Genomic DNA, 24,000 nt, shown 5'->3' with positions numbered 1-24,000 from the left:
CGCCATTTCCTGCAATATCAGGCAACACTTTGCAGCGGCCCCGATCGGTGGGGGTCATCGAGCGCGACGAGACGGGGCATGTGCAGCGGGTGACGATGACATTTGCGCCTTTGGACGCCGCGGTGTCACCATCGGCAGAACTGGGCGGCATCGTCGGGAAGGAGCTTGGTGATGATCTCTTTTCCGACGCGTCGGTGAACGAGGTCGCGGCGTCCTGATTGCCAGACCCGCATTCGATCGTAGGCAAAGGCCGCAGGCCTGGCGGCCGCCACCCGGCCTTTGCACGCCATCAACCGCGAAGGAACGCCAGCAGATCGGCGTTCAAGCGGTCCTTGTCGACGTGCAGCAGCCCACGCGAGCCGCCTTCATAGACAATGAGCTTGGCATGTGGAACGAGCTCAGCGGTGAACTTCGCGGAGATTTCCAGCGGCACGATCTGGTCGTCGCTGCCGTGGACCACCAGCGCGGGAACTGTGATCTTCCTGGGTCATCGCGGAAATCAGTTTCCGAAAACGCCCCGAGCGCATGGTAGGCGGCAGGCAAGCCGGTTGCCTGTCCCTGCCGCCAATAGCTCTCCCGCAGGCCTTCCGAGACCTGCGCCCCCGGACGAAAGGTTGCGCATGGATAGTGGATGAGGGTTGCAATTTGTCGCAATTCAAAAAGCGTCATTCCCAAACAACTAGAGGAGTTGTCAGTTGATATCACCTTCCATATATTGATAGCATGACCATCAGTGTTAAGGGAGTGCAAGCGATGGCAGCAGTTACAATACGCAATTTGTCTGAGGAGACCCATCGTGCCTTGAGAGTGAGGGCAGCTCATCACGGCCGCAGTACCGAGGCAGAAATCCGTGACATCCTAGAAACAGCGGTACGGCCAGCTGAGCGCGTCATGTTGGGCTCGTTGCTAGCATCGATCGGGCGCGAGGCAGGGCTTTCCAACACCGATGTGGATAATCTGCAGCTCGTCCGAGACAAAGCGCCTGCGGAACCTATGAGTTTCGAATGATCCTGATCGATACCAACGTCATCTCGGAGCCATGGAAGCCCACACCCGATAATCAGGTGCTGGCGTGGATCGATGCTCAAGCAGTGGAAACACTTTTCGTCTCGGCGATTACAGTAGCTGAGTTACGTTTCGGCATTGCCGCGATGCATAACGGAAGACGCAAGGCCGTCCTCTACGATCGACTAGAACAGGAAGTTCTACCTCTATTTTCTGGACGCATTCTATCGTTCGACATGGCTGTGTCAAAGAGCTATTCGGAATTAATGGCGCAAGCACGCGTAGCAGGGCGGGCAATCGGTAAAGCAGATGCCTATATCGCCGCAACTGCCGCGGCGAACGGATTTATTGTCGCCACCCGCGACACTAGTCCCTTCGAAGCCGCAGGACTTAACGTTATCAACCCGTGGTACGCACCAACATAGCAGCGACAAAGCTTCAGATGATTGCCGAGCCATCCCGCAATCTCGACCCATCCAGACCGGCAGGTTGGCAATTTATCTGCACGGGACGTCATGGCCCCAATTCTACGTGCAACCTATTCGGGTGACTCGAAGGCGTGGATTGCCGCGGATTAAAAGCTGATTAAAATAATCACCTTACGTTGACAAGGCCAATTTCGCTCCATAGGTTCCGCCCAGATCGGTGGTGTAGGGACCAAGCAATGGCGCGTGTTTTTTTGAATGTTTCTAATAATGTATCGCGAATTTATAACGATAGCCTATTTGTCGCGACAGCGATCCTGCTGATCGGTGTTGCAGCATCGCCGGCTTCCGCTCAGAGCGCATCGACAGATGGCAGCGCGACGACACTGGAGCCGATCGTCATTCAAGGTGCATCCTCTGATAGCAAGACCGACCGGACGTCCGTTGCTGCCAAGAACAGTTCGGCTGCGACCAAGATCAACACGCCGCTCGTCGAGACGCCGCGTTCGGTCTCGGTGACCACGGAGAAGGAAATCGAGCAGCGTGGCGCCCAGAGCATCATCGAGGCCGTGCGCTATTCGGCCGGCGTGACAACCGGACCGAACGGGTTCGATCCGCGCTTCGACCAGATCTTCATTCGCGGCTTCAACGTTACGACGGTTGGCGACTACCGTGACAGCTTGCGTCAGCCCTATATCGATTACGGCATGTTCCGCACCGATCCCTATCAGTTGCAGCGCGTCGAGGTGATCAAGGGGCCGGTATCCGTTCTCTACGGCTCCGGATCGCCGGGCGGCCTCGTCAACAAGATATCGAAGCTTCCGACCGAAGAGCCGATCCACGAAGTCGGTATCTCCTACAGCACCAAGGATCGGGCTCAGGCGATGTTCGATTTCGGCGGGCCGATCAGCGAAGGAAATGACGATTTTCTCTATCGCATCGTCGGCCTTGCCCGTCACGGCGACACCAATTTCGATATTGCCGACGACCGCTATTTCCTGGCACCGTCCCTTACCTGGAAACCTGACGAGGGCACGACCTTCACGCTGTACGGTCTGGTGCAGGCCGACGAGACCGACTCCAATGTCGGCGCGATCACGACGCTGGACGGCAGAATACTCGACATTAGGCAGAGCGATCCCGATTACGACTACCAGAAGGTCAAGCAGCAGCAGGTCGGCTATCAGTTCGAGCATGAATTCGACAACGGCCTGACGTTCCGGCAGAACCTGCGTTACTCGCATCTCGATCTTCGCGCTCGCTACCTCGGCGTTTCCAGCTGGACCGGGACCGTCGCGCATCGCAACGCCAGCTCGATCCGGGACGAGATGAACGTCTTCCAGGTCGACAACCAGCTCGAGGCGAAGTTCGATACAGGTCCGATTGCCCACACGATGCTCTTCGGGCTCGACTACACCAATCTCCAGTCGAACTGGGGCTACGGCATCGGCGCCGTCAACCCGGCATTCGATTTCGATATCGCCAATCCGACCTATGGCGTGTCGGGCGCCACGCCGGCCTATAACTTCATCGTTGCCGACGCCGACATGCGGCAGGTCGGTGTTTACGCCATGGACCAGATCGAGGCCGGCAACTGGCGCTTCAATCTCGGCGGCCGCCAGACCTGGGTGAACCAGACGCGTGACACGACCTATCCCTCTTTGGGGTTGAACGCCTCCGAAGACGTCAGCAAGAATGCCTTCTCCTGGCAGACCGGCGCGCTTTACCTCTTCGACAACGGCATCGCGCCATTCGTTTCCTATGCGACCTCTTTCGATCCCGTGACCAACCGGTCGGCATCCGGCAAGATCCTGGAACCGACGGAGGGCGAACAATACGAACTCGGCGTGAAGTACCAGCCGCCCGGCACCGATATCCTGTTATCGGCGGTCGCCTATCACATCGTCGAAAAGAACAAGCCGGTGTTGGCCAATCCCCTGACCCTTGCCTATAACTCGCTCGGCGAGGTGACGGGAACGGGCATCGAGCTTGAAGCCCGCGCGGCAGTCGCCGATGGCCTGGATCTCATCGCAGCCTACACCTACAACCATTCCGAGGTGACCGGAGGTGGTGAAAACGAGGGCAACACGCCGGCTGTGACCCCCTCGCATGTCGCAAGTCTCTGGGCCAACTATACGTTCCAGGAAATCAATCCGTTCAACGGGCTGTCGGTCGGCGCGGGTGTCCGTTACGTCAGCGAGAACTGGACGGATACCGCCAATACTTCGAAAAACCCTTCGGGTTTCTATGTCGATGCGTCCGCCGCTTATGATTTCGGCGCGGTCGACAAGAAATATGAGGGCCTGACGGCCGCCTTCAATATCCGCAACATTGCCGACGAACGCGACACTGTCTGCAATGAGGGCTTCTGCTATCTCGGCCAGGGCCGTAACATTACCGGCACCCTGAAATACCGGTGGTAAGGCACGGCAATGGAGACAAACGGGGCGCTCCAGCGCCCGACCTTGATCGCTGACCATCCTGTCGCCCACCAGACCGTCAACCTCGACGGACTGGTGGGCGACGGACCGTTCTCTTATTGCCGCGGCAAGCTGCTCGATTCCCCGCCGCAGACGGGTATCGTCGTTTCCTGCAGAGATCTTTGCGACCGGGCGATCCTCGACGAGATCATTGGCCGGTATGCGCAAAAATTTCCCGGCAGCGACCGTCGTGCGATCGTCTCGATGTGGACGCTCTACTACTTCAGCATGCTGACCATCGCCCCCAGCGTCCATTTGTTCGTGCACCACATCGGGCTGCCGCTAGAGATCGACCGCCTATCGCTCGTCTGTACCGACCAGACAGGCGAACCGGAAGCATTCGTGATGTCCGGCAGGCCCGAGGTGACGACTGACCCGGCCGGCGAGCTTCACCGGCTGATGGTCGGTCACGCCGAGCCCGTCATCGCGGCGATCGCCGCCAATGCCGGCGTCGCGCCGAAGCTTCTCTGGAACAATGTCGCGGCCTATCTCTCCTGGATTCTGAAGGAGATCGCTCATCGCCATGAGCCCCTCCTCGTCGAAGGTGGCCTGGCGCTGCTGGAAGAAGCTCAATGGCCGGGCGGCGGGCGCAACCCGATGTTCGGCATGATCCGCATTGCGCGCCAGCAATGCGGGCTCGAATTCGTGCGCCGGAAAGTCTGCTGCCTGCGCTATAACCTGCCGGGCGTCGGCGGCTGCGGCGAAGCCTGCCCGCTGCCGGAGGGGCGCCACTAGCTCCTATCGTCCACCGCGCGCAGAGACGGGTGCCCTGCGCGCCAGTTATTGCAAATGCGCGCCAAGCAGAAAATCTCGTCGTCTCAAAGCGTAGCCTCACCTACCTGGACACCAGCGAGCGGCTTGACCATGAACAGGCATGGATGGTCCTCGTGCCAGAGCTTTGCAAAGACCTCAGCCCGCACGAAGCCGTTCCGGTCATAGAAGCGCCGCGTCGCCTCGAACTGCGGTTCGTCGCGGCCGCGCGGGGCGAGCGTCTTGACCGTCAGCAGCCGCGCACCCGTTTCGTGGCCGAAACGTTCTGCCGCATCGACGAGATGGCGTCCGGCGCCGCGACCGTGATATTCGGGTCGCGTCGCAATCAGCGCGATCTCGACGGCGCCCGGCGGGTGCGGCTTCAAGGCCATCAACGCGGTCACGACATCGGCTTCGACATAGCCGAACACCGGCAGGTCTTCGATCGCCGGGGCGCCCGCTTCGATAACCTCAGGTTCTGAAAGCCAATCTGGCAAAGCCCCATGATCGATCGGCAGAGCTCCGCCTTGCCCGTCAGGATCTCTCGTCGCGGACGGCAGGACGGCTGCGTGAGCGGATCGACGTTGCCCTGACGGCGATTGATGTCCAAAGCCGGGTCAATGACGACCGATTCATTCCTGGTACCGAGACCTGATGGCGCTCCCATTTTCGCTCGCCATGGCTGCTATTTCCTTGGATTTCCAGGAACTTTAAGTCGCATGTCGTTTAATTAATCGCGGAAGTATGGATCTGCTCAGAAGATTCCAGGAAAAAGAGCGGGATCATTGTTTAGTTAATACTAAATTATTGAATCTGGCGCGAGATCTTGCATCAGCCGGCATGCCGGTCGTTCCAGACCTTCGAGGAGACCCGCATGAAGCGCCCGAGCATCAAACAAGCCCTGATCTTAAAGCTGTCGATCATCAGTCTGTTCATGGTTGGCCTGTCCTATATCTCGCTGAGCACGATTTCGACACTTCGTGCCAATACCGAGCAGATCGGGACCTTCTGGATGCAGCGGCTTGTGACGGCCCGGGAGATCAAGGATGACTTCCTCGACTTGAAATTGGTCTATGCCCAGTATCTCCTGGAGAATACAGCGGAGGAGCGGAATGTCGGACAGCAAAAAATCGATGCAGCCGGCGCCGCGCTCGACACAGTTGTTGGCGAATACGAAAAAGGCGTCCGCACCGAGCGGGGGCGCGAACTGATCAATCAGATCAAGCCGGAACTCGCCAAATATCGCGCGCTTGCAGAGCAAATGATCGCGTCTGAAAATGACGGGAAGACGCCTGAAGCAATCCGTCTCTTCAAGGAAAATATGGAGCCACAAGCCGAGCTGATGAACAAGGCGGTTGCAGATCTGGTCGCCTTCATTCTCGGCCAGGCCGAAGGTTTCGTGGCCGCGAGCGGTGCTTCCGCACAATCCGCTTTCATGCTGACGGCTACGATCGCAACGCTGGCCGTGCTTCTTGCCGTTGCCGGCATATTCTTTGCGATATCGGGCATTGCTAACCCAATCCGAAGCATCGCTTCGGCCATGAGGCGCTTGTCGGATGGCGATCTCGACAGTGATATTCCCTATGCCGGTCGCACCGACGAAGTCGGCGAAATGGCCGGCGCGGTTGAAATCTTCCGTCAGAATGCCCTAAACGTCGTCAGGCTGGAGAAGGAAGCCGCCGAATCCCGCAGCGAGAGCGAAGCAGCGCGCGCCGCAGCCCAACAGCGCGCCGAACGCGAGGCAGAACAGTTGCGCTTCGCGACCACGACTTTGGGCGGAGGCCTCCGGCGGCTTGCAGCAGGCGACATTTCCTTCCAGCTTTCGGAGCAATTTGCGGCCGAATACGAAGCCTTGCGCGAAGACTTCAACGCTTCGCTCCGGCAATTGGGTGCGACCATCGGGGCCGTGCTCGAGACGGTACACAGCATCGACAATGGTACCGGTGAAATTGCATCTGCCGCGCAGGATCTTTCCAAACGCACTGAACAACAAGCTGCCTCTCTCGAGGAGACGGCTGCAGCCTTGGACGAGATCACCTCGAATGTGACGATGTCGACCAAACGCACCGACGAGGCACGCAACGTGGCCAAAGAAGCCGATATCAGTGCCCAGCGGTCGGCAACGGTCGTCTCTGAGGCGGAACAGGCCATGCGCCGCATCGAAGACAGTTCACAGCAGATTTCGAACATCATTGGTGCAATCGATGAAATCGCCTTCCAGACGAACCTCCTGGCGCTGAATGCTGGCGTTGAGGCTGCCCGTGCGGGTGAGGCGGGCAAGGGTTTTGCCGTTGTCGCCCAGGAAGTCCGTGAGCTCGCCCAGCGCGCCGCTCAAGCGGCCAAGGAGATCAAGGGCTTTATTCAAAAGTCGTCAACTGATGTGGAAAATGGCGTGAAATTGGTTCTCGAAACCGGAACGTCGCTCAAGTCGATCGGTGAATACGTCATACAGATTAACCAACTCATGGATGCGATTGCCACATCGGCGCGCGAGCAATCGATTGGACTTGCCGAGATCAACACGGCCGTCAATCAGATGGACCAAGCGACCCAGCAAAATGCAGCGATGGTCGAACAATCGACAGCTGCCGTTGCCTCATTGTCCTCCGAGGCAGGCCGGCTGCGGGATCTGGTCAATCAGTTTCAATTGGACGGCGACAGAGGCGCGGCGGACGGGCAGCGCAGCGGACGAGCCTTTGAAGGCAACAGCCCCATCCACTTGGTCGCCTCGCGGCGCGTGATACAAAGATGAAGCGCGGCGGACATCAGACTAAGTACCGTGGATATTGAACTGGCGCCTGGACGATCCTCGGCCCCTCCGCGGCGGGTTGTCCCACATCATTCCTCGCAACTTATCATGAGCGGCAGCGATATTCTCATATCCCGCCGCATCCTGTAGGGTCGCGGGATCTACGGACCTATAGGAATTTTAGAGCGATCGATGAAGAAAACCTTCAATCCGGCCTCGGTGCGCCGGCCTTTTGGAAATTATAATCACGGCCTGCTGGTGCCGCCTGGCGCATCGCTGCTCGTCACGTCGGGCCAGCTTGGTATCAGTCTCGACGATGCTGTTCCGAGCGACATCACTGCTCAGGCGGAACTCTGCTTCGAGGCGATCAAGGCGATCCTCGAAGAGGCGGAGATGAGTTTTGCCGATGTCATCCGCATTTCGGGCTTCGTCACCCGCCGCGAGGACTTCCCGGCCTATATGGCTGTGCGGGATCGCTATACGCTCGATCCGAAGCCGGTTTCCACCTTGCTCGTCATCGGAGGCTTTACCCGCCCCGAGTTCCTCGTCGAAGTCGAAGTGACGGCGGCGAAAATCTTCTAAAAGCGCTCCATCGCGTCTCCGACGCGGGCGAGGAATTTTGCCCGCGTCTCCGGCGTGCAATTGTTCATGTCGTAATGGGCGAGGAACGTCACCGGCCTCACCGGATTGATCTGCGCCCTCAGCACGCGCTTGACGATTTTCTTTGGCGGGTTGCCGGCGGCGAAGGCCCGGAAGGGCGTTGCGCCGTAAGTCAGGACGGCTGCGAGCTTGCGGATGTGGCGCAGCCGCGATTCCACCTTGCCGTTAACCAGCTCGAAGGAGACGCCCGGCAGCCAGACGCGGTCGAAATATCCCTTCAGGATTGCCGGAAAGCCGAAGTTCCAGATCGGGGTGCAGATCACCAGCCCCTCGGCCGCCTTGAGCCGTTCGACGTGCAATTCCACCAGCTTCAGGTTTTCCGGATAGTCGTGATAGACGAGCCGGTCGTGGCGCGAGAGCACCGGATCGAACTGCTCTTCATAGAGGTCGCAGGCGTCCACAATATGCCCGGCCTTCTCAAGGCTCTTGACGGTCTGCCGGTAAAGCGCCTTGCCGTAACTTTCCTCGACCGGGTGAGAGTGGAGGACAAGAACCCTCATGAAGCCTCCATGACGGCTGCCAGGCCCGGGAAGAGATAATTCTTGCCGGCGTTGAAATCGAAATCGGGATTGTCCCACGCAATCATCTTGCCGGGATTAAGCAGGCCCTTCGGATCGGTTTCCTGCTTGAAGGCGAGTTGCACCGCGTCGGTGCGCTTCATGCCGCCTTCTTCGAGCGTATAGCGGTGCGGGTTGAAGATCGGGCAACCATTGTCCTGATGGATCTTGATGATCTCTTCCAACCGCTCCTCGGTGGTATAGCGCACCAGTGGCAGACCGGAGCACTGGATCTGGCCGTCGAATTTGATGAATTCGAGATGACCCGGTACTTCGTCACCGAAGATTTCGACCATCTTCCGAACCTTGGCGACATGATCCGGTCCCGGATATTGCACCTGCAGATAGGTGAAGCTCGGATCGACCTTCAGCGCACGCAATGTCGTGTGGTTCCAGGCAAGCTCATAGGCATGCGGGATGCCGCGCATGCTTTCCACCTTGTCGGAGCGGAACATGATCTCGCCCTTCTGCGCCGCCGTGAAGGCAAGAAAGGCATCCATGGAGTGCGGCGCGATCATCAGCACGACGATCGACTGGCCTTGACGGATGTAGGGCTTGTGGCGGGTGAAATAGTCGTAAGGAATGGGAGCGGCGATCGGCGCGATCTCCTTGACGAGAATGCCGTTGCATTTCGCCAGCGCATCGGAGAAGCGCACCGCTTCCATGAAGTCGTCATAACCGACGAGCACATCGACCCAGTCATAGGCAGGTGCAAGCGGCATCTCGATCTCGGTGATGATGCCGTTGGTGCCGTAGGCGTGGCTTACCTTCTGGAGATCCCAGCCGGTAAGATCGAGGACGCGCGGTTCGGCCTCCATGGTGACGACACGCAGGCGCAATATATTGCCGAGGTCGCGCAAGCCGCCCCAGGTGATCGAGCCGACGCCGCCGGAACCGCCGGCGATAAAGCCGCCGACCGTCGCCGTCTGGGCGGTGGAGGGATGGAAGCGCAGCTCCTGGCCGGAATGGGCCTTGGTCTGCTTGTCGAGTTGGGCAAGCACGATGCCCGGTTCGCAGATGACGCGGCCAGGCTGGATCTCCTTGATCTTGTCCATGGCTGCAAGATTGAGAACGATGCCGCCGGAAAGCGGCATGGCCTGGCCGTAATTGCCGGTGCCGGCGCCGCGCGGCGTGACCGGCACGCCATGGGCATAGGCGACCTTCAGCGTCCGGATGACCTCTTCCTCGGTCTTCGGCGTAACGACGAGATCGGCCGTCACATTGTCGAGCTGAGCTTTGAGTACAGGCGAATACCAGTAGAAATCCCGGCTCTTCTGGCGAACCAGCGCCGGATTATCCTCGACGGCGATGCCTTCGAGTTCCTTTTTGATCTTTTGATAATCGGCCATGTCAGGCTCCAACGACGTTATCGAGTTCACGGTAGTCCGGCAGGCTGCGGTCGATCACCTTGCCGCGGCGAAGCACGACGCGGTCAGACTGCGGACGGGACAGGAATTCACTCCAGCGCCGCGCGCTGAAGAGCACGAGATCGGCCGGATCGCCGGCGGCGATGCGACCCTTGTCCGGTCGCCCGACGATGGCGGCGGGCGAGGTGGTGACGACACGGGCGGCGGTATCGAGCGGGTGATCGAGATGCAGAATCCGCACGGCCTCGCGGAAGACCTCCACCGGATCGAGGTCGCCATAGGCATAGAAGGGATCACGGGTATTGTCGGATGCGACTGCGGTCGCGACACCGGCGGCGGCCAGCTCCTTGAACAGGGTGACGCCGCGCCAGCGCGGGGTGCGGCCGGGATAGCGGTCCTGCAGATACATGTTGCACATCGGCAGCGCGATGACCGCGACACCTGCCTTGGCGACCAATTCAACGGTGCGCGCGGCGGTGTCTTCGTCCTGGCGGGCGAGCGAGCAGCAATGGCCGGCGGTCACCTTGCCCTCGAACCCGTTGCGCAGTACGGCCTCGGCGATTGCCTTTAGCGTCTCGGCGCCGCGATCATCCGTCTCGTCGACATGCAGATCGACATCAAGGCCATGCTCCCAGGCAGTCCTGAAGAGCGTGTCGAGCTGCCAGACGAGCTCCGGCCCCATCCTGGTGACGCCGCCAAGCAGGCCGCCGTTCTGTCGGATTGTTGTGACGAGATCGGCAAAGAAGGCGCTGTCCCCCAAGGCATCCAGCGGGAAGAGGGCGACCGCCTGCAGTGCGATCCTGTCTTTCCAGGCATCCCGGATTTCGGCAAAAACCTCGAAGGAGATGCGATGCTGTGGCGCAAGCGAGTCCAGGTGCGTACGGATCAGGCTGGTGCCATGGGCATAGGCGGAGCGGAGCGAGAATTCCATGCGCCGATTGACGTCTGCGGCCGACCAGTTTGCTTCCCGGTCGGCCCTGACGGCATCGAGCGCGCCCATGAAGCTGCCGTCGGGATTGGCCTGGCGCGGCCAGATATGGCCTTTGTCGAGATGAGTATGGATATCGGCAAAGCACGGCCAGACCATGCCGTCCTTGAGATCGATCCTGGCATAATCGGCGGGTGCGGCGCCGGCCGGCCGAATGGCGGCAACCATGCCGTCGCTGATGACGATATCGACCGTGGCCAGCCCTTCGGTGACCGGCACGTCGACATGCTCGACGGTGACGGCGGGCACTGTCGCGTTGCTCAACACGAAGCGGGCCGCATTCGGCGGGGATATGAAGGAATAGGTCATCAGTTTTCCCGTTTGATGCTGCTTTCATGCCAGCGATGAAGGCTCAGCCAGGCAATGAGGGTGGTGAGGCCGAAGATCGCTACGCCAAGCATGGAGAGCATCAAGAGGGCGGCGAAGAGCCGCGGGATGTTCATCCGGTACTGCGCTTCGAGCAGGCGGAAGGCGAGGCCGGAGCCGGCACCGGCGGATCCTGCGGCAAATTCGGCGACGACGGCGGCGATCAGTGCGAGGCCGCCGCCGATGCGAAGACCGGTCATGAAATAGGGTTGGGCGGCAGGCAGTTTGAGAAAGAACAGCGTCTGCCAGCGCGAGGCGCCGTAGAGCTCAAAGAGGTTGATCAGATTATGGTCGACGCTCTTCAGGCCCTGCACCATGTTCGAAAGGATCGGGAAGAACGCGACGAGGAAGGCGCAGATGAGAAGCGCGACCTGCGTGGAGGGAGCGTAGATCAGGATCAGCGGCGAGATCGCCACGATCGGCGTCACCTGCAGGATAACGGCGAGCGGATAGAAGGCGATCTCGATCCAGCGCGATTGCACCAGGAAGATTGCAAACCCCACGCCGCCAATCAGCGCCAGCATCAGCGAGATGAAGGTGATCTTGGTCGTGACCCAGAGGGCCGGCGCCAGCGTGCCCCAATCATTGATGAAGGCCGCAGCCACCGCGCCGGGACCGGGCAGGATGTATGGCGGAACGTCCGAGAGCACCACGTAAAGCTCCCAGGCGATGATGAGCACGGTGATGACGAGGAAAGGCACGGCAATGCGCAGGGCTAACTCACGCCGCCGGGCGTTCGCCGGTCGGGAGCCGGGCGGAGATGCGGCTTCTGCGGTTTCGATGCTTTCGACGCTCATCAGTGATCCTCCGATCCGCCCATCGCCTCGATCAGCGAACGAGACGCTTTTTCGCAGGCCTGCCGATATTGTTCCGAGGTTCGATAATGCGAATCCCGCTCAAGGCTGGTGGTCAGCGGAAAATCGGCATGCACGCGGCCGGGCCTCGCCTTCATCACCACGATGCGGTTCGAGAGATAAGCGGATTCAAATACCGAATGCGTCACGAAGATCACCGTAATGCCGGTCGCCTTCCACAGCCGCAGCACGTCGTCGTTGAGTTTCTGGCGGGTGATCTCGTCGAGTGCGGCGAAAGGCTCGTCCATCAGCAGCAGCTTCGGCTTGGTCACCAGCGCGCGGGCGATCGACACGCGCATCTTCATGCCGCCGGAGAGTTCGCGCGGATAGGCGTCGGCGAAATCCTGGAGGCTGACGGTCGCCAGCGCTTCGGTGATCCGGCCGCGGGCTTCCGCCTTGGAGATCCCGCGCAGTTTCAGCGGCAGGTAGACGTTGCCGAAAACGGTCTTCCACGGCATCAGCGTCGGCTCTTGAAAGACGAAGCCGATATCACCTTCAGGCAGGCCCTTGGAATTGATCCGTGAACTCGGCCAGTCGATCTTGCCCGCGGTGATGTCGCCAAGGCCGGCGATGATGCGCAGCGCCGTGGACTTGCCGCAGCCGGAGGGGCCAAGCAGGCTGATGAATTCGCCACTTTCGACGGTCAACGACATGCCCGAGAGCGCTGTCGTGCCGCTGGAAAAGACCTTCGACACCGACTGCATGACGACCAGTGGCCGCTTTCTCGCCTCCTTGGAAGGCGCCGCCTTGGTTTCGGCTAGGGACATTTTCTCGCTCATTTATCGAAGGAGTGCGGTCCGCCGCCAGACGAGCGGCGGACCTGGCCTGGGAGGCTTATTTCTTCAGCGCCATTCCGGCGCCCTTGCAGACGAACTTCGTCGTGAAGGCCTTGGTATAGTCGGTGTCGGTCTTGAAGACCTTGATAGCAGTCATCTCGTCGAAGAACTTCTTGTAATGGGCGTCGGTGATGCAGCCGATGCCCTTGTCCAGGCTGTCGCCGGATTCGATGATGCCGTATTCCTTCATCTTGGTGACCGAATAGGCGATCTGGCCGTCCGTTATTTCAGGATTGTCCTTCTTGATCAGCGCGTTCGCCTTGGTGTTGTCGCCGTAGAGGTAATTGTACCAGCCCTCGATCGAGGCATCGACGAAGCGCTGCACGACGTCGGGCTTGCCATCGATCGTCGCCTGCGTGGTCGTGATCATCGTCGAATAGGGTGAGTAGCCGTTGTCGGCGAGCAGGAAGACCTTTGGCTCGAAGCCTGCCTGCTTCTGGATCTCGTAGGGTTCGGAGGTCAGGTACCCTTGCTGGGCAGACTCCTTGTCTGCGAGGAAGGGGGCGGGACTGAAGTTATAGGGCTTGTACTGCTCGTCCTTGAAGCCTTTGAAGTTGGCCTTCATCCACTCGAAATAGGTGAGATAGCCGTCCTTGCTGAGGAACAGCGTTTTCAGCTTGGCGAGGTCCTCGAACTTGTCGACGCCGTTGTCCGGATGGGCGATCAGTACCTGCGGATCCTTTTGGAAGATCGCGGCGACATCGACCAGCGGAATGCCCTGTTCGACGGCGGATATCTCTCCCTGAGGGCCGCCCATGTAGAAATCGAGCTTGCCGGAGATCAATAGGGCGCTGTTTGCAGCATTCGGGCCGCCCTGGACGATGGTGACGTCGAGGCCGTATTTTGCATAGGTGCCGTCGGCGACGGCTTGGTAGAAGCCGCCATGCTCCGCCTGGGCAAGCCAGTTCGTCCCGTAGCTCACCTTGTCGAGGGCAAGCGCCGGTGAGGCAGCCGCAAGCATCGAGGCGAGGCCGAGGCAGCTCAGGAATTGCATCTTCGTCTGTGCTTTCAACATGGTCGGCAGTTCCCCTTTTGTGGCCGAGGGAGACCTTAGTGGCTCCCTTTTGAGGGAATTTGAGCCATTGCCATGCGCTTTGAAAAGCATCAAAATTCGTGCGCATTGATGCCTTTTCGGCATCTGTCGGAAAGCTGAAAATAATTTGTGCGCCCTGCGCAAAATTTATGCATCGGAGAGACCATGCTGCACTCCAGACGCCTTCTTTACATCAACGAGATCGCCCGGTGCGGTTCGATCCGCAAGGCGGCCGCGCGCCTCAATGTTGCGTCATCGGCGGTTAACAGGCAGATTTTGGCGCTGGAGGAGGAGATCGGGGCGCCGCTTTTCGAGCGGTTGCCGCGTGGCCTGCGGCTGACGGCTGCCGGCGAACTCTGCATCGAACATATCCGGGACGTGCTGAAGAATTACGAGCGCCTGGAGGGGCGCATCCGCAGCCTCAAGATGCAGCAGGCCGGCAAGGTGCGCATGGTGACGACCGTTGGGCTTGCCGCCGGGCCGCTGCCCGAAATCATCGCGCGCTTTCTTTCAGAGCATCCGCGCGTCTTCGTCCAGCTGCGCAACGATACCGGCGGCACGACGGCCAGCCCCGTTGTATCCGGCGAGGTGGATATCGGTCTCGGCTTCAACATCCCCGCCACTCCAGGCATCCGCACGCTTGGAAATTTCGATATCCCGATCGGTGTCGTGCTGCCGCCAGGGCATCACCTGATCGGTCCCGGGCCGATCAACCTTGCCGATGTCACCCAGGAAAAACTGGTTCTGGCGCAGCCGGGCACCAGCCTGCGCGAGGTGATCAACCTTGCTTTTGCGCGCCTGCCGATCTCGGTCGAGCCGGTGCTGGAAACCAATGCATCGGAGATGCTGAAGCAGCTGGTCAAATGCGGCACCGGGCTGACGCTGCTCAATCCGCTCGACGTCATCACCGAATGCCGGCGCGGTGAACTCGTCTTCCGGCCGATCGCCGAGCCGCATGCGCGTTACCAGCAAATGAAGCTGTTTGCCCGCGCCCGCGCGCCTCTCGACGCGGCCACCAGCCTTTTCGTCGAATATCTGCTCGCCGAACTGCTCGGCCTGGTGCAGGAATTGCAGGCCAAGGGTCATATCCCACCGGATGTCAAACCCGCGGCTGAGCCTATTTCACATAGAGATTCGAAAGCGGATAGGCCTTGAGATCCCGGAGCAGCTCGACAAACCCCTTGACCTGATGGCGGCAGATCGCCTCGCCCTTTTCAGCCGTGGCGATCGAGGCATCGCCGACAACGCCGAGGGGATTGAGGTCATGCGCGATCCAGGCCAGCGAATGCGGCGGCAGAGGCTGAAGAAATTTGGATTGCTGCCGCATCCCTTCGGCCTTGGAGGCAAAGTTCTGCGCCTTGTCCATGCGCACCAGCTCGGGGCGGAAGTGCAGCATCAACGATGTTTCGACATCGCCGCCGTGGATGCCGTATTTGCTCTCGTGATCGCTGACCATGCCTTCGGGGTGACCGAAGCGGCCCCATTGCGTGGAGACCACCGCCATTTGATGGCGCACGCGCAGTTCGCGCGCGACGATGCTCATGATGTCGACATTGCCGCCGTGGGAATTGACGATCACCATCTTCCGCAGCCCGGCTTCGGCAACCTTTGCGCCAATCGCCGTCCAGACGGGGATGAGCAGCTCTGCACTGAGCGACAGCGTGCCGGGGCCGTAGATGTGTTCGTTGGCCTTGCCGACCTCCTGTGTCGGAAGGACCAGGATGTCCAGATCCTCCGACCGCTGCCGCTTCAGCTCCGCCAGCATGCCGGTCGCGATGGCGACATCCGTTGCGATCGGCAGATGCGGGCCGTGCTGTTCCGTCGAGGCGATGGGCAGAACGGCAATCGTGGTCTCGGGGGAGAGGCCGGCAAAATCATATGTATTGAGCTCGTTCCAGTAAAACGGCGTGGGCATGCGGTCATCCCTTTTCGTCACCTGCTTCGATAGGGAGTAGGGAATAATGATGAGCCCGAAAAGCATCATTTTTTGCGCATGGCGCTGCTTTTTTTCGCGCGCATCGACGGGCGTTACTCCGCCGGCGCTTCCACATTCAAGCCAACTTCATTGAAGATGTGGTTCGCGGCATCTTATGACCGCGGCCCGGGGAATTCATGAGCCAGATCGATAACCGTATGCAACGGAAGGGGTCTAATCAGGAGGCGGAGTTGCACTACCTCAGCAGACGGCGTTGACGCGCCCATGTCCAACGAGCAAGGTGGAACAGTTCATGCCAAGCCAGACACAACTGGAACTTTCCCGTCGAGATCTACTTATCTCGTCGGCCGCAGCGATTGCGGTCACCGGAGCCGTCGCGCCCGCGGCGGCGCAGCCCCCAGGAAATGACATGGCCTATACATCGAAAGTTTCCTTCACGGTTAACGGTCAGAACCGCGATCTCGAGGTCGACAACAGAACGTCGCTGCTCGACGCGTTGCGCGAGAACCTGCATCTCACAGGCACGAAAAAGGGATGCGACCACGGCCAGTGCGGTGCATGCACCGTCATGGTCGACGGCCACCGCATCAACTCCTGCCTGACGCTGGCGGTCATGCACGAAGGCGATCAGATCACCACGATCGAGGGCCTCGGCCAGCCTGGAAACCTTCATCCGATGCAGACGGCCTTCGTCAAGCATGACGGCTTCCAGTGCGGCTACTGCACGCCGGGACAGATCTGTTCCTCCGTGGCGGTGCTGGAAGAGATCAAGGCGAACATACCGAGCCACGTCACCAGCGATCTTACGGCTGAGGCGGCGGTCACTCCGGCCGAGATCCGCGAGCGCATGAGCGGCAATATCTGTCGATGCGGCGCCTATTCCAACATTATCGATGCCATTTCGGAAGTCGCGGGGATAAAAGCATGAGAGCCTTCACCTACGAACGTGCCTCATCCGTCGAGACCGCTGCCAAGGCGGCAGCCTCCAATCCTGAAGCCAAATTCATCGCCGGCGGCACCAACCTCCTCGACCTGATGAAGCTCGAGATCGAAACGCCGACGCATCTGATCGACGTCAACGGTCTCGGCCTCGACAAGATCGAGCCCACGCCGGGGGGCGGGCTGCGCATCGGCGCCTTGGTCCGCAACACCGATCTTGCAGCGCACGAGACTGTTCGCCGCGACTATGGTCTGTTGTCCCGCGCCTTGGTCGCGGGTGCCTCCGGGCAACTGCGCAACAAGGCGACGACGGCCGGCAACCTCCTGCAGCGCACGCGCTGTCCCTATTTCTATGACCCGAACCAGCCGTGCAACAAGCGGCAGCCGGGCAGCGGCTGTTCGGCCATCGGCGGCTTTAGCCGCCAGCATGCCGTCGTCGGCACCAGCGAAGCTTGCATCGCCACGCATCCGAGTGACATGGCGATCGCCATGCGGGCGCTCGATGCTGTCGTGGAAACGGTCAAGGCCGACGGCAGTCATCGCGCAATTGCGATCGCCGACTTTCATCGATTGCCCGGCGACACGCCTGATATCGAAACCGTTCTCGAGCGCGGCGAGTTTATCACGGCGGTCCTGCTGCCGCCCCCGTTCGGCGGCAAGCACATCTATCGCAAGGTGCGAGACCGTGCCTCCTATGCCTTCGCACTCGTCTCGGTCGGAGCCGTGATCCAGCCGGATGGTACAGGGCGGGTCGCCGTCGGCGGCATCGCCCATAAGCCATGGCGCATCGAGGCAGCCGAAGCCGAGCTGCCGAAAGGTGCGCGCGCGGCGGCAGACGTCCTTCTTGCCGGCGCCCGTCCTACCGAACAGAACCGTTTCAAGGTCCGTCTGGTCGAGCGCACGCTCGGCGCGGTCATCGCCGAAGCAAGGGGTTGAGCCATGCAGTTCGATACGCCAGCGACAACCAACCCGATCGATAATCTGAAGGTGGTCGGTCAGCCGATCCATCGGATCGACGGCCAGCTCAAGACGACCGGCCGCGCGATGTACGCCTATGAGTGGCACGATCCGAATATGTCCTACGCCTACGGCTATCCCATCGGTGCGGCCATCGCCAAGGGCCGCATCACGTCCATGGACGTGTCCGCCGCCAAGAGGGCTCCGGGTGTGCTTGCCGTCGTGACGACGCTCGACATCGGCGAGCGGAAGAAGGGCAAGTTCAACACCGCCAAGCTTTTTGGCGGCGACGAGATTCAGCACTATCACCAGGCAATTGCGGTCATCGTCGCCGAGACCTTCGAGCAGGCACGCGCCGCAGCCTCCCTGGTCAAGGTCGACTATGCCGAGGAGAAGGGTGTGTTCGATCTCGGCATGGCAAAGGATTCAGCCGTCAAGCCGGATGAATCGCAGCAGCCCGATACAGCGGTCGGCGACTTCGAGGCGGCCTTCAGGTCAGCTCCCGTCACTGTTGACGCATCTTACACGACGCCCGACCAGTCACATGCGATGATGGAGCCGCACGCATCGATCGCAGCCTGGAACGGCGAAGAGGTGACCGTCTGGACCTCCAGCCAGATGATCGACTGGTGGCGCTCCGACCTTGCGACGACGCTCGACATCGACAAGGAGAAGATCCACCTCATGTCGCCCTTCATCGGCGGCGGCTTCGGCGGCAAGCTGTTCCTGCGGGCGGATGCCGTGCTGGCCGTTGTCGGCGCGCGTGCGGCAAAGCGGCCCGTCAAGGTCGCCTTGCCCCGGCCCTTTCTCATGAACAACACCACCCACCGGCCGGCGACGATCCAGCGGATCCGCATTGGAACCGAGCGTGACGGCAAGATCACCGCCATAGCGCACGAAAGCTGGTCGGGCGACCAACCCGGCGGCCAGCTTGAGACCGCTGTCAATCAGACCCGTCTTCTCTATGCAGGGGCGAACCGGATGACCGCGATGCGGCTGGCGACACTCGACCTCCCGGAGGGCAACGCCATGCGCGCTCCGGGCGAAGCCCCCGGATTGATGGCGCTCGAAATCGCCATCGACGAGATTGCCGAAAAAGTTGGGATCGATCCTGTGCAGTTTCGGATCGTCAACGACACGCAGGTCGATCCGGAAAAGCCGCAGCGGCCTTTTTCCCAGCGCAATCTCATCGGCTGCCTCACGCTCGGTGCGGAGCGGTTTGGCTGGAGTAACCGGGGGAAGCCCGGTTCCAGGCGTGACGGCAACTGGCTGGTCGGCATGGGCGTTGCCGCCGCCTTCCGCAACAACCTCGTCCTTCCTTCAGGAGCAAGGGTAAAGCTTGACCGGGAAGGCGTCGTGACTGTCGAAACCGACATGACCGACATCGGGACCGGCAGCTACACGATCATCGCCCAGACTGCCGCCGAGATGATGGGGGTTGCGATCGACAAGGTCGCCGTCCAACTTGGCGACTCGCGTTTTCCGGTTTCTGCTGGTTCCGGCGGACAGTTCGGTGCGAATTCCTCCACGTCCGGCGTCTACGCAGCCTGTGTCAAGCTGCGTGAGGCAATCGCCAAGAAGCTCGGCTTCAACTCCGAAGACGTCATCTTCGAGAATGGCGCGGTCCGCTCGGGCAATCGTTCGGTGCCTCTTGCCGAAGCCGCCGGTCCGGAGGGTCTTGTCGGCGAGGACACCATCAAGTGGGGAGAGCTTACCGAGACGCATCAGCAATCGACATTCGGCGCACACTTCGTGGAGGTTGGCGTCGACATTGCTACGGGAGAAAGCCGTATTCGCAGGATGCTCGCAGTCTGCGCGGCGGGCCGCATCCTCAACCCGATCACCGCCCGCAGCCAGGTCATCGGCGCGATGATGATGGGGGCCGGCGGCGCACTGTCCGAGGAATTGGCGGTCGACACCCGCCGCGGCTTCTTCGTCAACCACGATCTCGCCAGCTACGAAGTGGCGGTGCATGCCGACATTCCGCACCAGGAGGTAATCTTCATGGACGAGACCGATCCGATGTCCTCGCCGATGAAGGCCAAGGGCGTCGGCGAGCTTGGCCTTTGCGGCGTCGCGGCAGCAATCGCCAACGCCGTCTATAACGCGACCGGCGTCAGGGTTCGGCACTATCCGCTGACGCTTGACAAGCTTATCGGCGGCTTGCCGGACGTGGCCTGATTATTTCGGCGGCGGTCTCGAAAGCGGACCGCCGCCAATTCCTGTAGGATTTCCGATGGATCAGACACTTGCGCCCATCACGGCGCCAATTCCCGTCAGGGCCTCGTCCACCGACGATCCGTCGGACCTGCTTCGCTTCGCGATAGACGCCCATGGTCTTGGCGTGGCGGCGCTCGCCACTCTCGTTGACATCCGGGGCGGGGCCGCGCGGGCGCTCGGCGCTCATATGGCGGTTGCCGCAGACGGGCGGTTCTGCGGCTATGTCTCCGGCGGATGTGTCGAAGCCGCCGTCGCTTCCGAAGCGCTTCTGGCAATGGCGGAAGGACGGGACCGCACGGTCAAATTCGGCGACGGCTCTCCCTTCTTCGACATTGTCCTTCCCTGCGGCGGCGGGATCACCGTCGCAATCCATGTCCTCAAAGATGTCAGCGCTTTGCGGGAGGTTCTCGATCGTCTCGAACGGCGGCAGGCAGCCGGTCTTGCCTATTCGCCAGAACGTCAGACGCTCGAAGCGGTAGACCCACTGTCACGGGCGTGCTGGCTCGAGCGAGATTTCCTGAGCGTCTACCGTCCCCGCACCCGCGTCGTCCTTTCCGGGCAGACGATCGAAGCGCAGGCCGTCGCACGACTGGCCGAGGCTTCCGGCTACGACGTGATCGTCAGAGGACAGGGCGAGGGGGGCAGGGTTGCGGCCGACATCATCGACCCCTTCACGGCCGTTGTGCTCCTGCATCATGACCTCGACGCCGAAGCCGCCATTCTCGAGACCGCGCTTCACTCGCCCGCCTTTTATATCGGCGCGCTCGGCAGTAGCCGCACGCATCATCGGCGTGTCGTGCGGTTGACAACCATGGCTTTCGGAAAGGATGACATCGGTCGCATCAAAGCGCCCATCGGGATGTTCGGCCCGACGCGAGATGCAACCTCGCTCGCCCTGTCGGTTCTGGCTGACATCGCTGCGGCAAGACTGGTGGCTTATGCGTAAGGCGTCAGTCGCGATCGTCATTCTTGCTGCCGGCAAGGCAAGCCGGATGGGTGAGGGCGGGAAGCACAAGCTGCTGGCCGAGTTCGATGGCGTGCCGCTCGTGCGGCGGTCAACATTGACCGCGCTCGGTACGGATGCAGCCTCCGTTATCGTCGTCACAGGTCATTGCCGGAGCGAGATCGAGGCCGCGCTCGATGGGCTCGCTCTGACTTTCGCCGATAATCCCGATTACGCCAGCGGCATGGCGAGCTCGCTCATGGCAGGATTCTCATCGAGGGGCGCTGACAGCGCCGACGGCATTCTCGTCATGCTCGCCGATATGCCCGGCATTTCCACGACGCATCTCGATGCCCTTATCTCCGCCTTTCGCAATGTGGGCGGCGACGCCGTCGTGCGCGCGGTCTCGCGAGGGAAACCGGGCAACCCCGTTATCCTGCCACGTTCTCTCAATCAGGCAGTCCTGAGACTTGAAGGCGATGTCGGCGCGCGCGATATCATCGCCACATCAGGATTGCCTGTGCTTGATGTCGATGTTGGCGACGCAGCCTTGCTCGATGTCGATACGCCGGACGAGGTATTGGCAGCGGGCGGCGCATTGAACTGACCCGCGGAAAATACAATGGGATGAGGATGATTTGATGAAACGGTTCGAGCTCGATTCTCCGCGGCTTTGAATTCGCCACTCTCAGCCGCGGATATGCCAAGCCGTCATTCTGCAGCCGATGGATCAGCGCACCGGTCTGAATGCCTCTCGCAGTTCCTCAGCGAAAAGCTGGGGCTGTTCCCAAGCGGCGAAGTGACCGCCCATATCGACACGGTGGTAGTAATGCAGCGTGGGATAGGCCTGCTTGCTCCAACTCTCCGGCGCCTGGTAGATCTCCTTTGGGAATACGCTGATTGCCACCGGGATCTTGATCTCTTTGGTCTTCTGGGCGTCTGAGCTGAAGTTGTTGTTGTTGTTTTCCCAATAGAACCGCGACGAGGATGCCCCAGTGTTGGTCAGCCAGTACAATGTGATGTCATTCAGCATTTCGTCCTTGGAAAAAACACGCTCGGGAATGCCCTCGCTATCGCTCCACTGCGCAAATTTTTCGTAGATCCAGGCAGCCAGGCCCGACGGCGAGTCGGAAAGCGAGTAGCCGATCGTCTGCGGACGCGTCACCATCACGGCCCCATAGGCGGCATTCCGGCCAAAAAAGGTGCTCAGGGATTCATAGGCATCCCGCTCGGGCGCCGACAGCCCTGCGGGAGCCGGGTCTCCACTGTTGATCGCCTTGGTGAGATTGCCCGGAACGGTCGCCGGCATGTTGAGATGGATACCAAGCAAACCCTTCGGTGCCTGGCGCGCCAGCGCGTCGGAGATAACGGAACCATGGTCGCCACCCTGGGAAACGTAGTGCGCGTAGCCGAGCCGCTTCATCAGGATGTCCCATGCCCGCGCAACGCGGTCGGGGCCCCAGCCAAGCTCCGTCGGCTTACCCGAAAAGCCGTAGCCGGGGATCGAAGGGATGACGACATCAAATGCGTCCTCCTCTTTACCGCCATAGGCAGTCGGATCGGTAAGAGGGCCGATCGCCTTGATGAACTCGAAGGTCGAACCCGGCCAACCATGGGTCAAAATGACCGGAAGGGCGTTGGGATGACGCGATCGCACATGGATGAACTGGATATCGACGCCGTCGATCGTCGTGATGAATTCCGGAAGTGCATTGAGCTCCGCCTCGGCTTTGCGCCAATCGTAATCAGTGCCCCAGTAACGGACCAGATCCTGGACGCGCGAAAGCTGGATGCCTTGCGAGGTGTCGCTCACGGTCTCCTTGTCTGGCCAACGCGTTTCGGCAACGCGCTTGCGCAGATCGTCAAGCTGTGACTGCGGAACGTGGATCTGGAACGGGCGGATCGTTTCGTCGGCCTCGATCGGCGTCGCCGGCCCGTCCGATGTGACGTCGGCGGCACTCGCCGGCACAAGGTAACCGGCTGGGAACAGCAACATCGGTCCAACCGCCATCACCATTGCTCCGCGGGCAAGCCGGCGCCAGGCGAAAATATTGTCAAACTTCTTCATGTGGCACTCCATGTTCTTGTCGCCCAGGGCGACATTTCGTGACGGAGTGATGTCTGACGGGTCTGGGTATCTGGCATGTTTCAGGAAATGCCAAAAACGTATCAGAGTGTGGAGCGGTGGCTACACAGCGGCAGGAACGCGATCGTCAAGGGAACGACCCAGGCCCGATGGCGCCTGAATAGAAAATCAAACACCTCCTTGCTGCCTGCGGAGGCTGCCCAACATAGCCTTGAATCCCGCGACCGCCCGCTTCGAAACCGCCTCCGGATTCTCCGCATTGGCGATCCACAGCGCCATATGGCTGCTAGCGCCATTGATGAGGCGAGCGGCGGTTTCGGTGTCGATATCGATGATCTCGCCATCGGCCTTGAGACGGTCGAGGCTGCGGGAGAGGGCGGCGATGCAGCCGGGGGTGTTCTGCCATTGCGAGATATCGCCGAGCACAGCCGGGCCATCGCGAAACATGATACGCTGGATTTCAGGCTCAAGCGCCATTTCGATATAGGCGGAGCACTCGTCGACAAATCCCTGCCAGCGCGTGGGAGCGGCGGCCGAGACCTCGTTCAGCCGGTCCGTCATTTCTGCATCGATTTCGATGATGACGGCCTGGAGCAGGCCCGTCTTGTCACCGAAGTGGTGATAGAGGGCGCCGCGCGTCAGTCCCGCTTCGCCGGTGAAATCGTCCATCGAGGCTTCCGCGTAGCCGATCGTGCCAAAGGCACGCCGCCCGGCTGCGATCAGTTTGCCGCGGGTCTCTGCGATCATCTCCTGGCGCGGTTTGCGCATCTCTTCTCCATTGGCATACGCCGCGTATCTTTTTCATTGACATACGGAACGTATGCATTATCTAAAACACATACGCTCCGT

At 60.6% G+C, this 24,000-nt stretch carries 23 protein-coding genes and 1 pseudogene; 13 read left to right on the top strand and 11 right to left on the bottom strand.

Annotated features, from left to right (window positions below; translation table 11 throughout):
* Positions 1–47 precede the first annotated feature (47 nt).
* A complete protein-coding gene (locus AC2444_RS24750) occupies positions 48–218 on the top strand; it encodes a hypothetical protein (RefSeq protein WP_245461240.1) in 171 nt (56 codons plus the stop codon).
* A gap of 71 nt (positions 219–289) precedes the next feature.
* On the opposite strand, the gene AC2444_RS24745 is transcribed toward AC2444_RS24750, so the two are convergent.
* Positions 290–433 (bottom strand): hypothetical protein, encoded by a 144-nt coding sequence (locus AC2444_RS24745; protein ID WP_245461241.1) that lies wholly within the window; start codon positions 431–433, stop codon positions 290–292.
* A 320-nt stretch (positions 434–753) separates the two neighbouring features.
* On the opposite strand from AC2444_RS24745, the gene AC2444_RS24740 reads away from it, so the two are divergent.
* From AC2444_RS24740 to fhuF, 4 genes are all read left to right on the top strand, one after another.
* Positions 754–1,008, top strand: a complete 255-nt coding sequence (locus AC2444_RS24740) for a FitA-like ribbon-helix-helix domain-containing protein (RefSeq protein ID WP_128449335.1) — start codon at positions 754–756, stop codon at positions 1,006–1,008.
* Positions 1,005–1,430 carry a type II toxin-antitoxin system VapC family toxin gene (locus AC2444_RS24735; protein ID WP_128449336.1) on the top strand — a complete coding sequence of 142 codons (426 nt, stop codon included), beginning with the start codon at positions 1,005–1,007 and terminating at the stop codon, positions 1,428–1,430. Before AC2444_RS24740 ends, AC2444_RS24735 begins: the two co-directional genes overlap by 4 nt.
* 239 nt (positions 1,431–1,669) lie before the next feature.
* Entirely contained in the window at positions 1,670–3,853 is a 2,184-nt protein-coding gene (locus AC2444_RS24730; protein ID WP_128449337.1) for a TonB-dependent siderophore receptor, read from the top strand.
* Between the two features lie 9 nt (positions 3,854–3,862).
* Positions 3,863–4,645, top strand: coding sequence for a siderophore-iron reductase FhuF (fhuF, locus tag AC2444_RS24725; protein ID WP_128449338.1), 783 nt, complete (start codon positions 3,863–3,865; stop codon positions 4,643–4,645).
* 83 nt (positions 4,646–4,728) lie between these two features.
* Here the strand turns inward: fhuF and AC2444_RS24720 are convergent.
* A pseudogene (locus tag AC2444_RS24720) lies at positions 4,729–5,165 on the bottom strand (GNAT family N-acetyltransferase).
* A gap of 369 nt (positions 5,166–5,534) precedes the next feature.
* On the opposite strand from AC2444_RS24720, the gene AC2444_RS24715 reads away from it, so the two are divergent.
* Positions 5,535–7,412, top strand: a complete 1,878-nt coding sequence (locus AC2444_RS24715; RefSeq protein WP_017996121.1) for a HAMP domain-containing methyl-accepting chemotaxis protein — start codon at positions 5,535–5,537, stop codon at positions 7,410–7,412.
* 189 nt (positions 7,413–7,601) lie between these two features.
* Positions 7,602–7,991, top strand: a complete 390-nt coding sequence (locus AC2444_RS24710; protein ID WP_003562360.1) for a RidA family protein — start codon at positions 7,602–7,604, stop codon at positions 7,989–7,991.
* On the opposite strand, the gene AC2444_RS24705 is transcribed toward AC2444_RS24710, so the two are convergent.
* The 6 genes from AC2444_RS24705 to AC2444_RS24680 all read right to left on the bottom strand — a co-directional run bounded on the left by AC2444_RS24705 (position 7,988) and on the right by AC2444_RS24680 (position 14,052).
* Positions 7,988–8,569: an NAD(P)H-dependent oxidoreductase gene (locus AC2444_RS24705; protein ID WP_128449339.1), complete on the bottom strand. Its 582-nt coding sequence runs from the start codon at positions 8,567–8,569 to the stop codon at positions 7,988–7,990. The genes AC2444_RS24710 and AC2444_RS24705 overlap by 4 nt on opposite strands.
* Complete coding sequence (locus AC2444_RS24700) at positions 8,566–9,975, bottom strand: FAD-binding oxidoreductase (protein ID WP_128449340.1); 1,410 nt, start codon at positions 9,973–9,975, stop codon at positions 8,566–8,568. The genes AC2444_RS24705 and AC2444_RS24700 overlap by 4 nt, the downstream gene beginning before the upstream one ends.
* Position 9,976: 1 nt before the next feature.
* Positions 9,977–11,290, bottom strand: a complete 1,314-nt coding sequence (locus AC2444_RS24695) for a cytosine deaminase (RefSeq protein ID WP_128449341.1) — start codon at positions 11,288–11,290, stop codon at positions 9,977–9,979.
* Positions 11,290–12,144: an ABC transporter permease gene (locus AC2444_RS24690; protein WP_017996126.1), complete on the bottom strand. Its 855-nt coding sequence runs from the start codon at positions 12,142–12,144 to the stop codon at positions 11,290–11,292. The genes AC2444_RS24695 and AC2444_RS24690 overlap by 1 nt, the downstream gene beginning before the upstream one ends.
* The gene (locus AC2444_RS24685; protein WP_012755149.1) at positions 12,144–12,968 is read right to left on the bottom strand and encodes an ABC transporter ATP-binding protein; all 825 of its coding nucleotides are present in this window, start codon (positions 12,966–12,968) and stop codon (positions 12,144–12,146) included. Before AC2444_RS24685 ends, AC2444_RS24690 begins: the two co-directional genes overlap by 1 nt.
* Positions 12,969–13,035: 67 nt before the next feature.
* The gene (locus AC2444_RS24680) at positions 13,036–14,052 is read right to left on the bottom strand and encodes an ABC transporter substrate-binding protein (RefSeq protein WP_017996127.1); all 1,017 of its coding nucleotides are present in this window, start codon (positions 14,050–14,052) and stop codon (positions 13,036–13,038) included.
* Between the two features lie 183 nt (positions 14,053–14,235).
* On the opposite strand from AC2444_RS24680, the gene AC2444_RS24675 reads away from it, so the two are divergent.
* A complete protein-coding gene (locus AC2444_RS24675) occupies positions 14,236–15,225 on the top strand; it encodes a LysR family transcriptional regulator (protein WP_003562367.1) in 990 nt (329 codons plus the stop codon).
* On the opposite strand, the gene AC2444_RS24670 is transcribed toward AC2444_RS24675, so the two are convergent.
* On the bottom strand, positions 15,188–16,054 hold the full coding sequence (locus AC2444_RS24670) for a creatininase family protein (protein WP_206615919.1): 867 nt from the start codon (positions 16,052–16,054) through the stop codon (positions 15,188–15,190). The two genes, AC2444_RS24675 and AC2444_RS24670, sit on opposite strands and share 38 nt — an antisense overlap.
* Positions 16,055–16,286: 232 nt before the next feature.
* Here AC2444_RS24670 and paoA point away from each other — a divergent pair, with 232 nt between their 5' ends.
* From paoA to AC2444_RS24645, 5 genes are read left to right on the top strand one after another with little or no spacing between them, the layout of a single operon-like run.
* Complete coding sequence (gene paoA / locus AC2444_RS24665; protein ID WP_128438861.1) at positions 16,287–16,934, top strand: aldehyde dehydrogenase iron-sulfur subunit PaoA; 648 nt, start codon at positions 16,287–16,289, stop codon at positions 16,932–16,934.
* On the top strand, positions 16,931–17,881 hold the full coding sequence (locus tag AC2444_RS24660; RefSeq protein ID WP_128449343.1) for an FAD binding domain-containing protein: 951 nt from the start codon (positions 16,931–16,933) through the stop codon (positions 17,879–17,881). The genes paoA and AC2444_RS24660 overlap by 4 nt, the downstream gene beginning before the upstream one ends.
* 3 nt (positions 17,882–17,884) lie before the next feature.
* The gene (paoC, locus tag AC2444_RS24655; RefSeq protein WP_128449344.1) at positions 17,885–20,083 is read left to right on the top strand and encodes an aldehyde oxidoreductase molybdenum-binding subunit PaoC; all 2,199 of its coding nucleotides are present in this window, start codon (positions 17,885–17,887) and stop codon (positions 20,081–20,083) included.
* A gap of 55 nt (positions 20,084–20,138) precedes the next feature.
* Complete coding sequence (locus AC2444_RS24650; RefSeq protein WP_017996130.1) at positions 20,139–21,068, top strand: XdhC family protein; 930 nt, start codon at positions 20,139–20,141, stop codon at positions 21,066–21,068.
* Positions 21,061–21,672 carry a nucleotidyltransferase family protein gene (locus AC2444_RS24645; protein WP_128449345.1) on the top strand — a complete coding sequence of 204 codons (612 nt, stop codon included), beginning with the start codon at positions 21,061–21,063 and terminating at the stop codon, positions 21,670–21,672. The genes AC2444_RS24650 and AC2444_RS24645 overlap by 8 nt, the downstream gene beginning before the upstream one ends.
* A 123-nt stretch (positions 21,673–21,795) precedes the next feature.
* Here the strand turns inward: AC2444_RS24645 and AC2444_RS24640 are convergent, their stop codons facing one another.
* A complete protein-coding gene (locus AC2444_RS24640) occupies positions 21,796–23,133 on the bottom strand; it encodes an epoxide hydrolase family protein (RefSeq protein WP_017996132.1) in 1,338 nt (445 codons plus the stop codon).
* Positions 23,134–23,319: 186 nt separating this feature from the next.
* Entirely contained in the window at positions 23,320–23,919 is a 600-nt protein-coding gene (locus AC2444_RS24635) for a TetR/AcrR family transcriptional regulator (RefSeq protein WP_012755140.1), read from the bottom strand.
* Positions 23,920–24,000 lie beyond the last annotated feature (81 nt).

It is taken from the genome of Rhizobium sp. WSM1328, from assembly GCF_057653715.1.
The sequence above is the reverse complement of the archived record's forward strand: the minus strand, read 5'-3'. Positions and strand labels throughout refer to the sequence as shown.

Excerpts from the sequence above, each read along its gene's own strand:
- AC2444_RS24740 (WP_128449335.1), top strand. The coding sequence starts at position 754 with ATGGCAGCAGTTACAATACGCAATTTGTCTGAGGAGACCCATCGTGCC.
- AC2444_RS24735 (WP_128449336.1), top strand. The coding sequence starts at position 1,005 with ATGATCCTGATCGATACCAACGTCATCTCGGAGCCATGGAAGCCCACA.
- AC2444_RS24730 (WP_128449337.1), top strand. The coding sequence starts at position 1,670 with ATGGCGCGTGTTTTTTTGAATGTTTCTAATAATGTATCGCGAATTTAT.
- fhuF (WP_128449338.1), top strand. The coding sequence starts at position 3,863 with ATGGAGACAAACGGGGCGCTCCAGCGCCCGACCTTGATCGCTGACCAT.
- AC2444_RS24715 (WP_017996121.1), top strand. The coding sequence starts at position 5,535 with ATGAAGCGCCCGAGCATCAAACAAGCCCTGATCTTAAAGCTGTCGATC.
- AC2444_RS24710 (WP_003562360.1), top strand. The coding sequence starts at position 7,602 with ATGAAGAAAACCTTCAATCCGGCCTCGGTGCGCCGGCCTTTTGGAAAT.
- AC2444_RS24705 (WP_128449339.1), bottom strand. The coding sequence starts at position 8,569 with ATGAGGGTTCTTGTCCTCCACTCTCACCCGGTCGAGGAAAGTTACGGC.
- AC2444_RS24700 (WP_128449340.1), bottom strand. The coding sequence starts at position 9,975 with ATGGCCGATTATCAAAAGATCAAAAAGGAACTCGAAGGCATCGCCGTC.
- AC2444_RS24695 (WP_128449341.1), bottom strand. The coding sequence starts at position 11,290 with ATGACCTATTCCTTCATATCCCCGCCGAATGCGGCCCGCTTCGTGTTG.
- AC2444_RS24690 (WP_017996126.1), bottom strand. The coding sequence starts at position 12,144 with ATGAGCGTCGAAAGCATCGAAACCGCAGAAGCCGCATCTCCGCCCGGC.
- AC2444_RS24685 (WP_012755149.1), bottom strand. The coding sequence starts at position 12,968 with ATGTCCCTAGCCGAAACCAAGGCGGCGCCTTCCAAGGAGGCGAGAAAG.
- AC2444_RS24680 (WP_017996127.1), bottom strand. The coding sequence starts at position 14,052 with ATGTTGAAAGCACAGACGAAGATGCAATTCCTGAGCTGCCTCGGCCTC.
- AC2444_RS24675 (WP_003562367.1), top strand. The coding sequence starts at position 14,236 with ATGCTGCACTCCAGACGCCTTCTTTACATCAACGAGATCGCCCGGTGC.
- AC2444_RS24670 (WP_206615919.1), bottom strand. The coding sequence starts at position 16,054 with ATGATGCTTTTCGGGCTCATCATTATTCCCTACTCCCTATCGAAGCAG.
- AC2444_RS24660 (WP_128449343.1), top strand. The coding sequence starts at position 16,931 with ATGAGAGCCTTCACCTACGAACGTGCCTCATCCGTCGAGACCGCTGCC.
- paoC (WP_128449344.1), top strand. The coding sequence starts at position 17,885 with ATGCAGTTCGATACGCCAGCGACAACCAACCCGATCGATAATCTGAAG.
- AC2444_RS24650 (WP_017996130.1), top strand. The coding sequence starts at position 20,139 with ATGGATCAGACACTTGCGCCCATCACGGCGCCAATTCCCGTCAGGGCC.
- AC2444_RS24645 (WP_128449345.1), top strand. The coding sequence starts at position 21,061 with ATGCGTAAGGCGTCAGTCGCGATCGTCATTCTTGCTGCCGGCAAGGCA.
- AC2444_RS24640 (WP_017996132.1), bottom strand. The coding sequence starts at position 23,133 with ATGAAGAAGTTTGACAATATTTTCGCCTGGCGCCGGCTTGCCCGCGGA.
- AC2444_RS24635 (WP_012755140.1), bottom strand. The coding sequence starts at position 23,919 with ATGCGCAAACCGCGCCAGGAGATGATCGCAGAGACCCGCGGCAAACTG.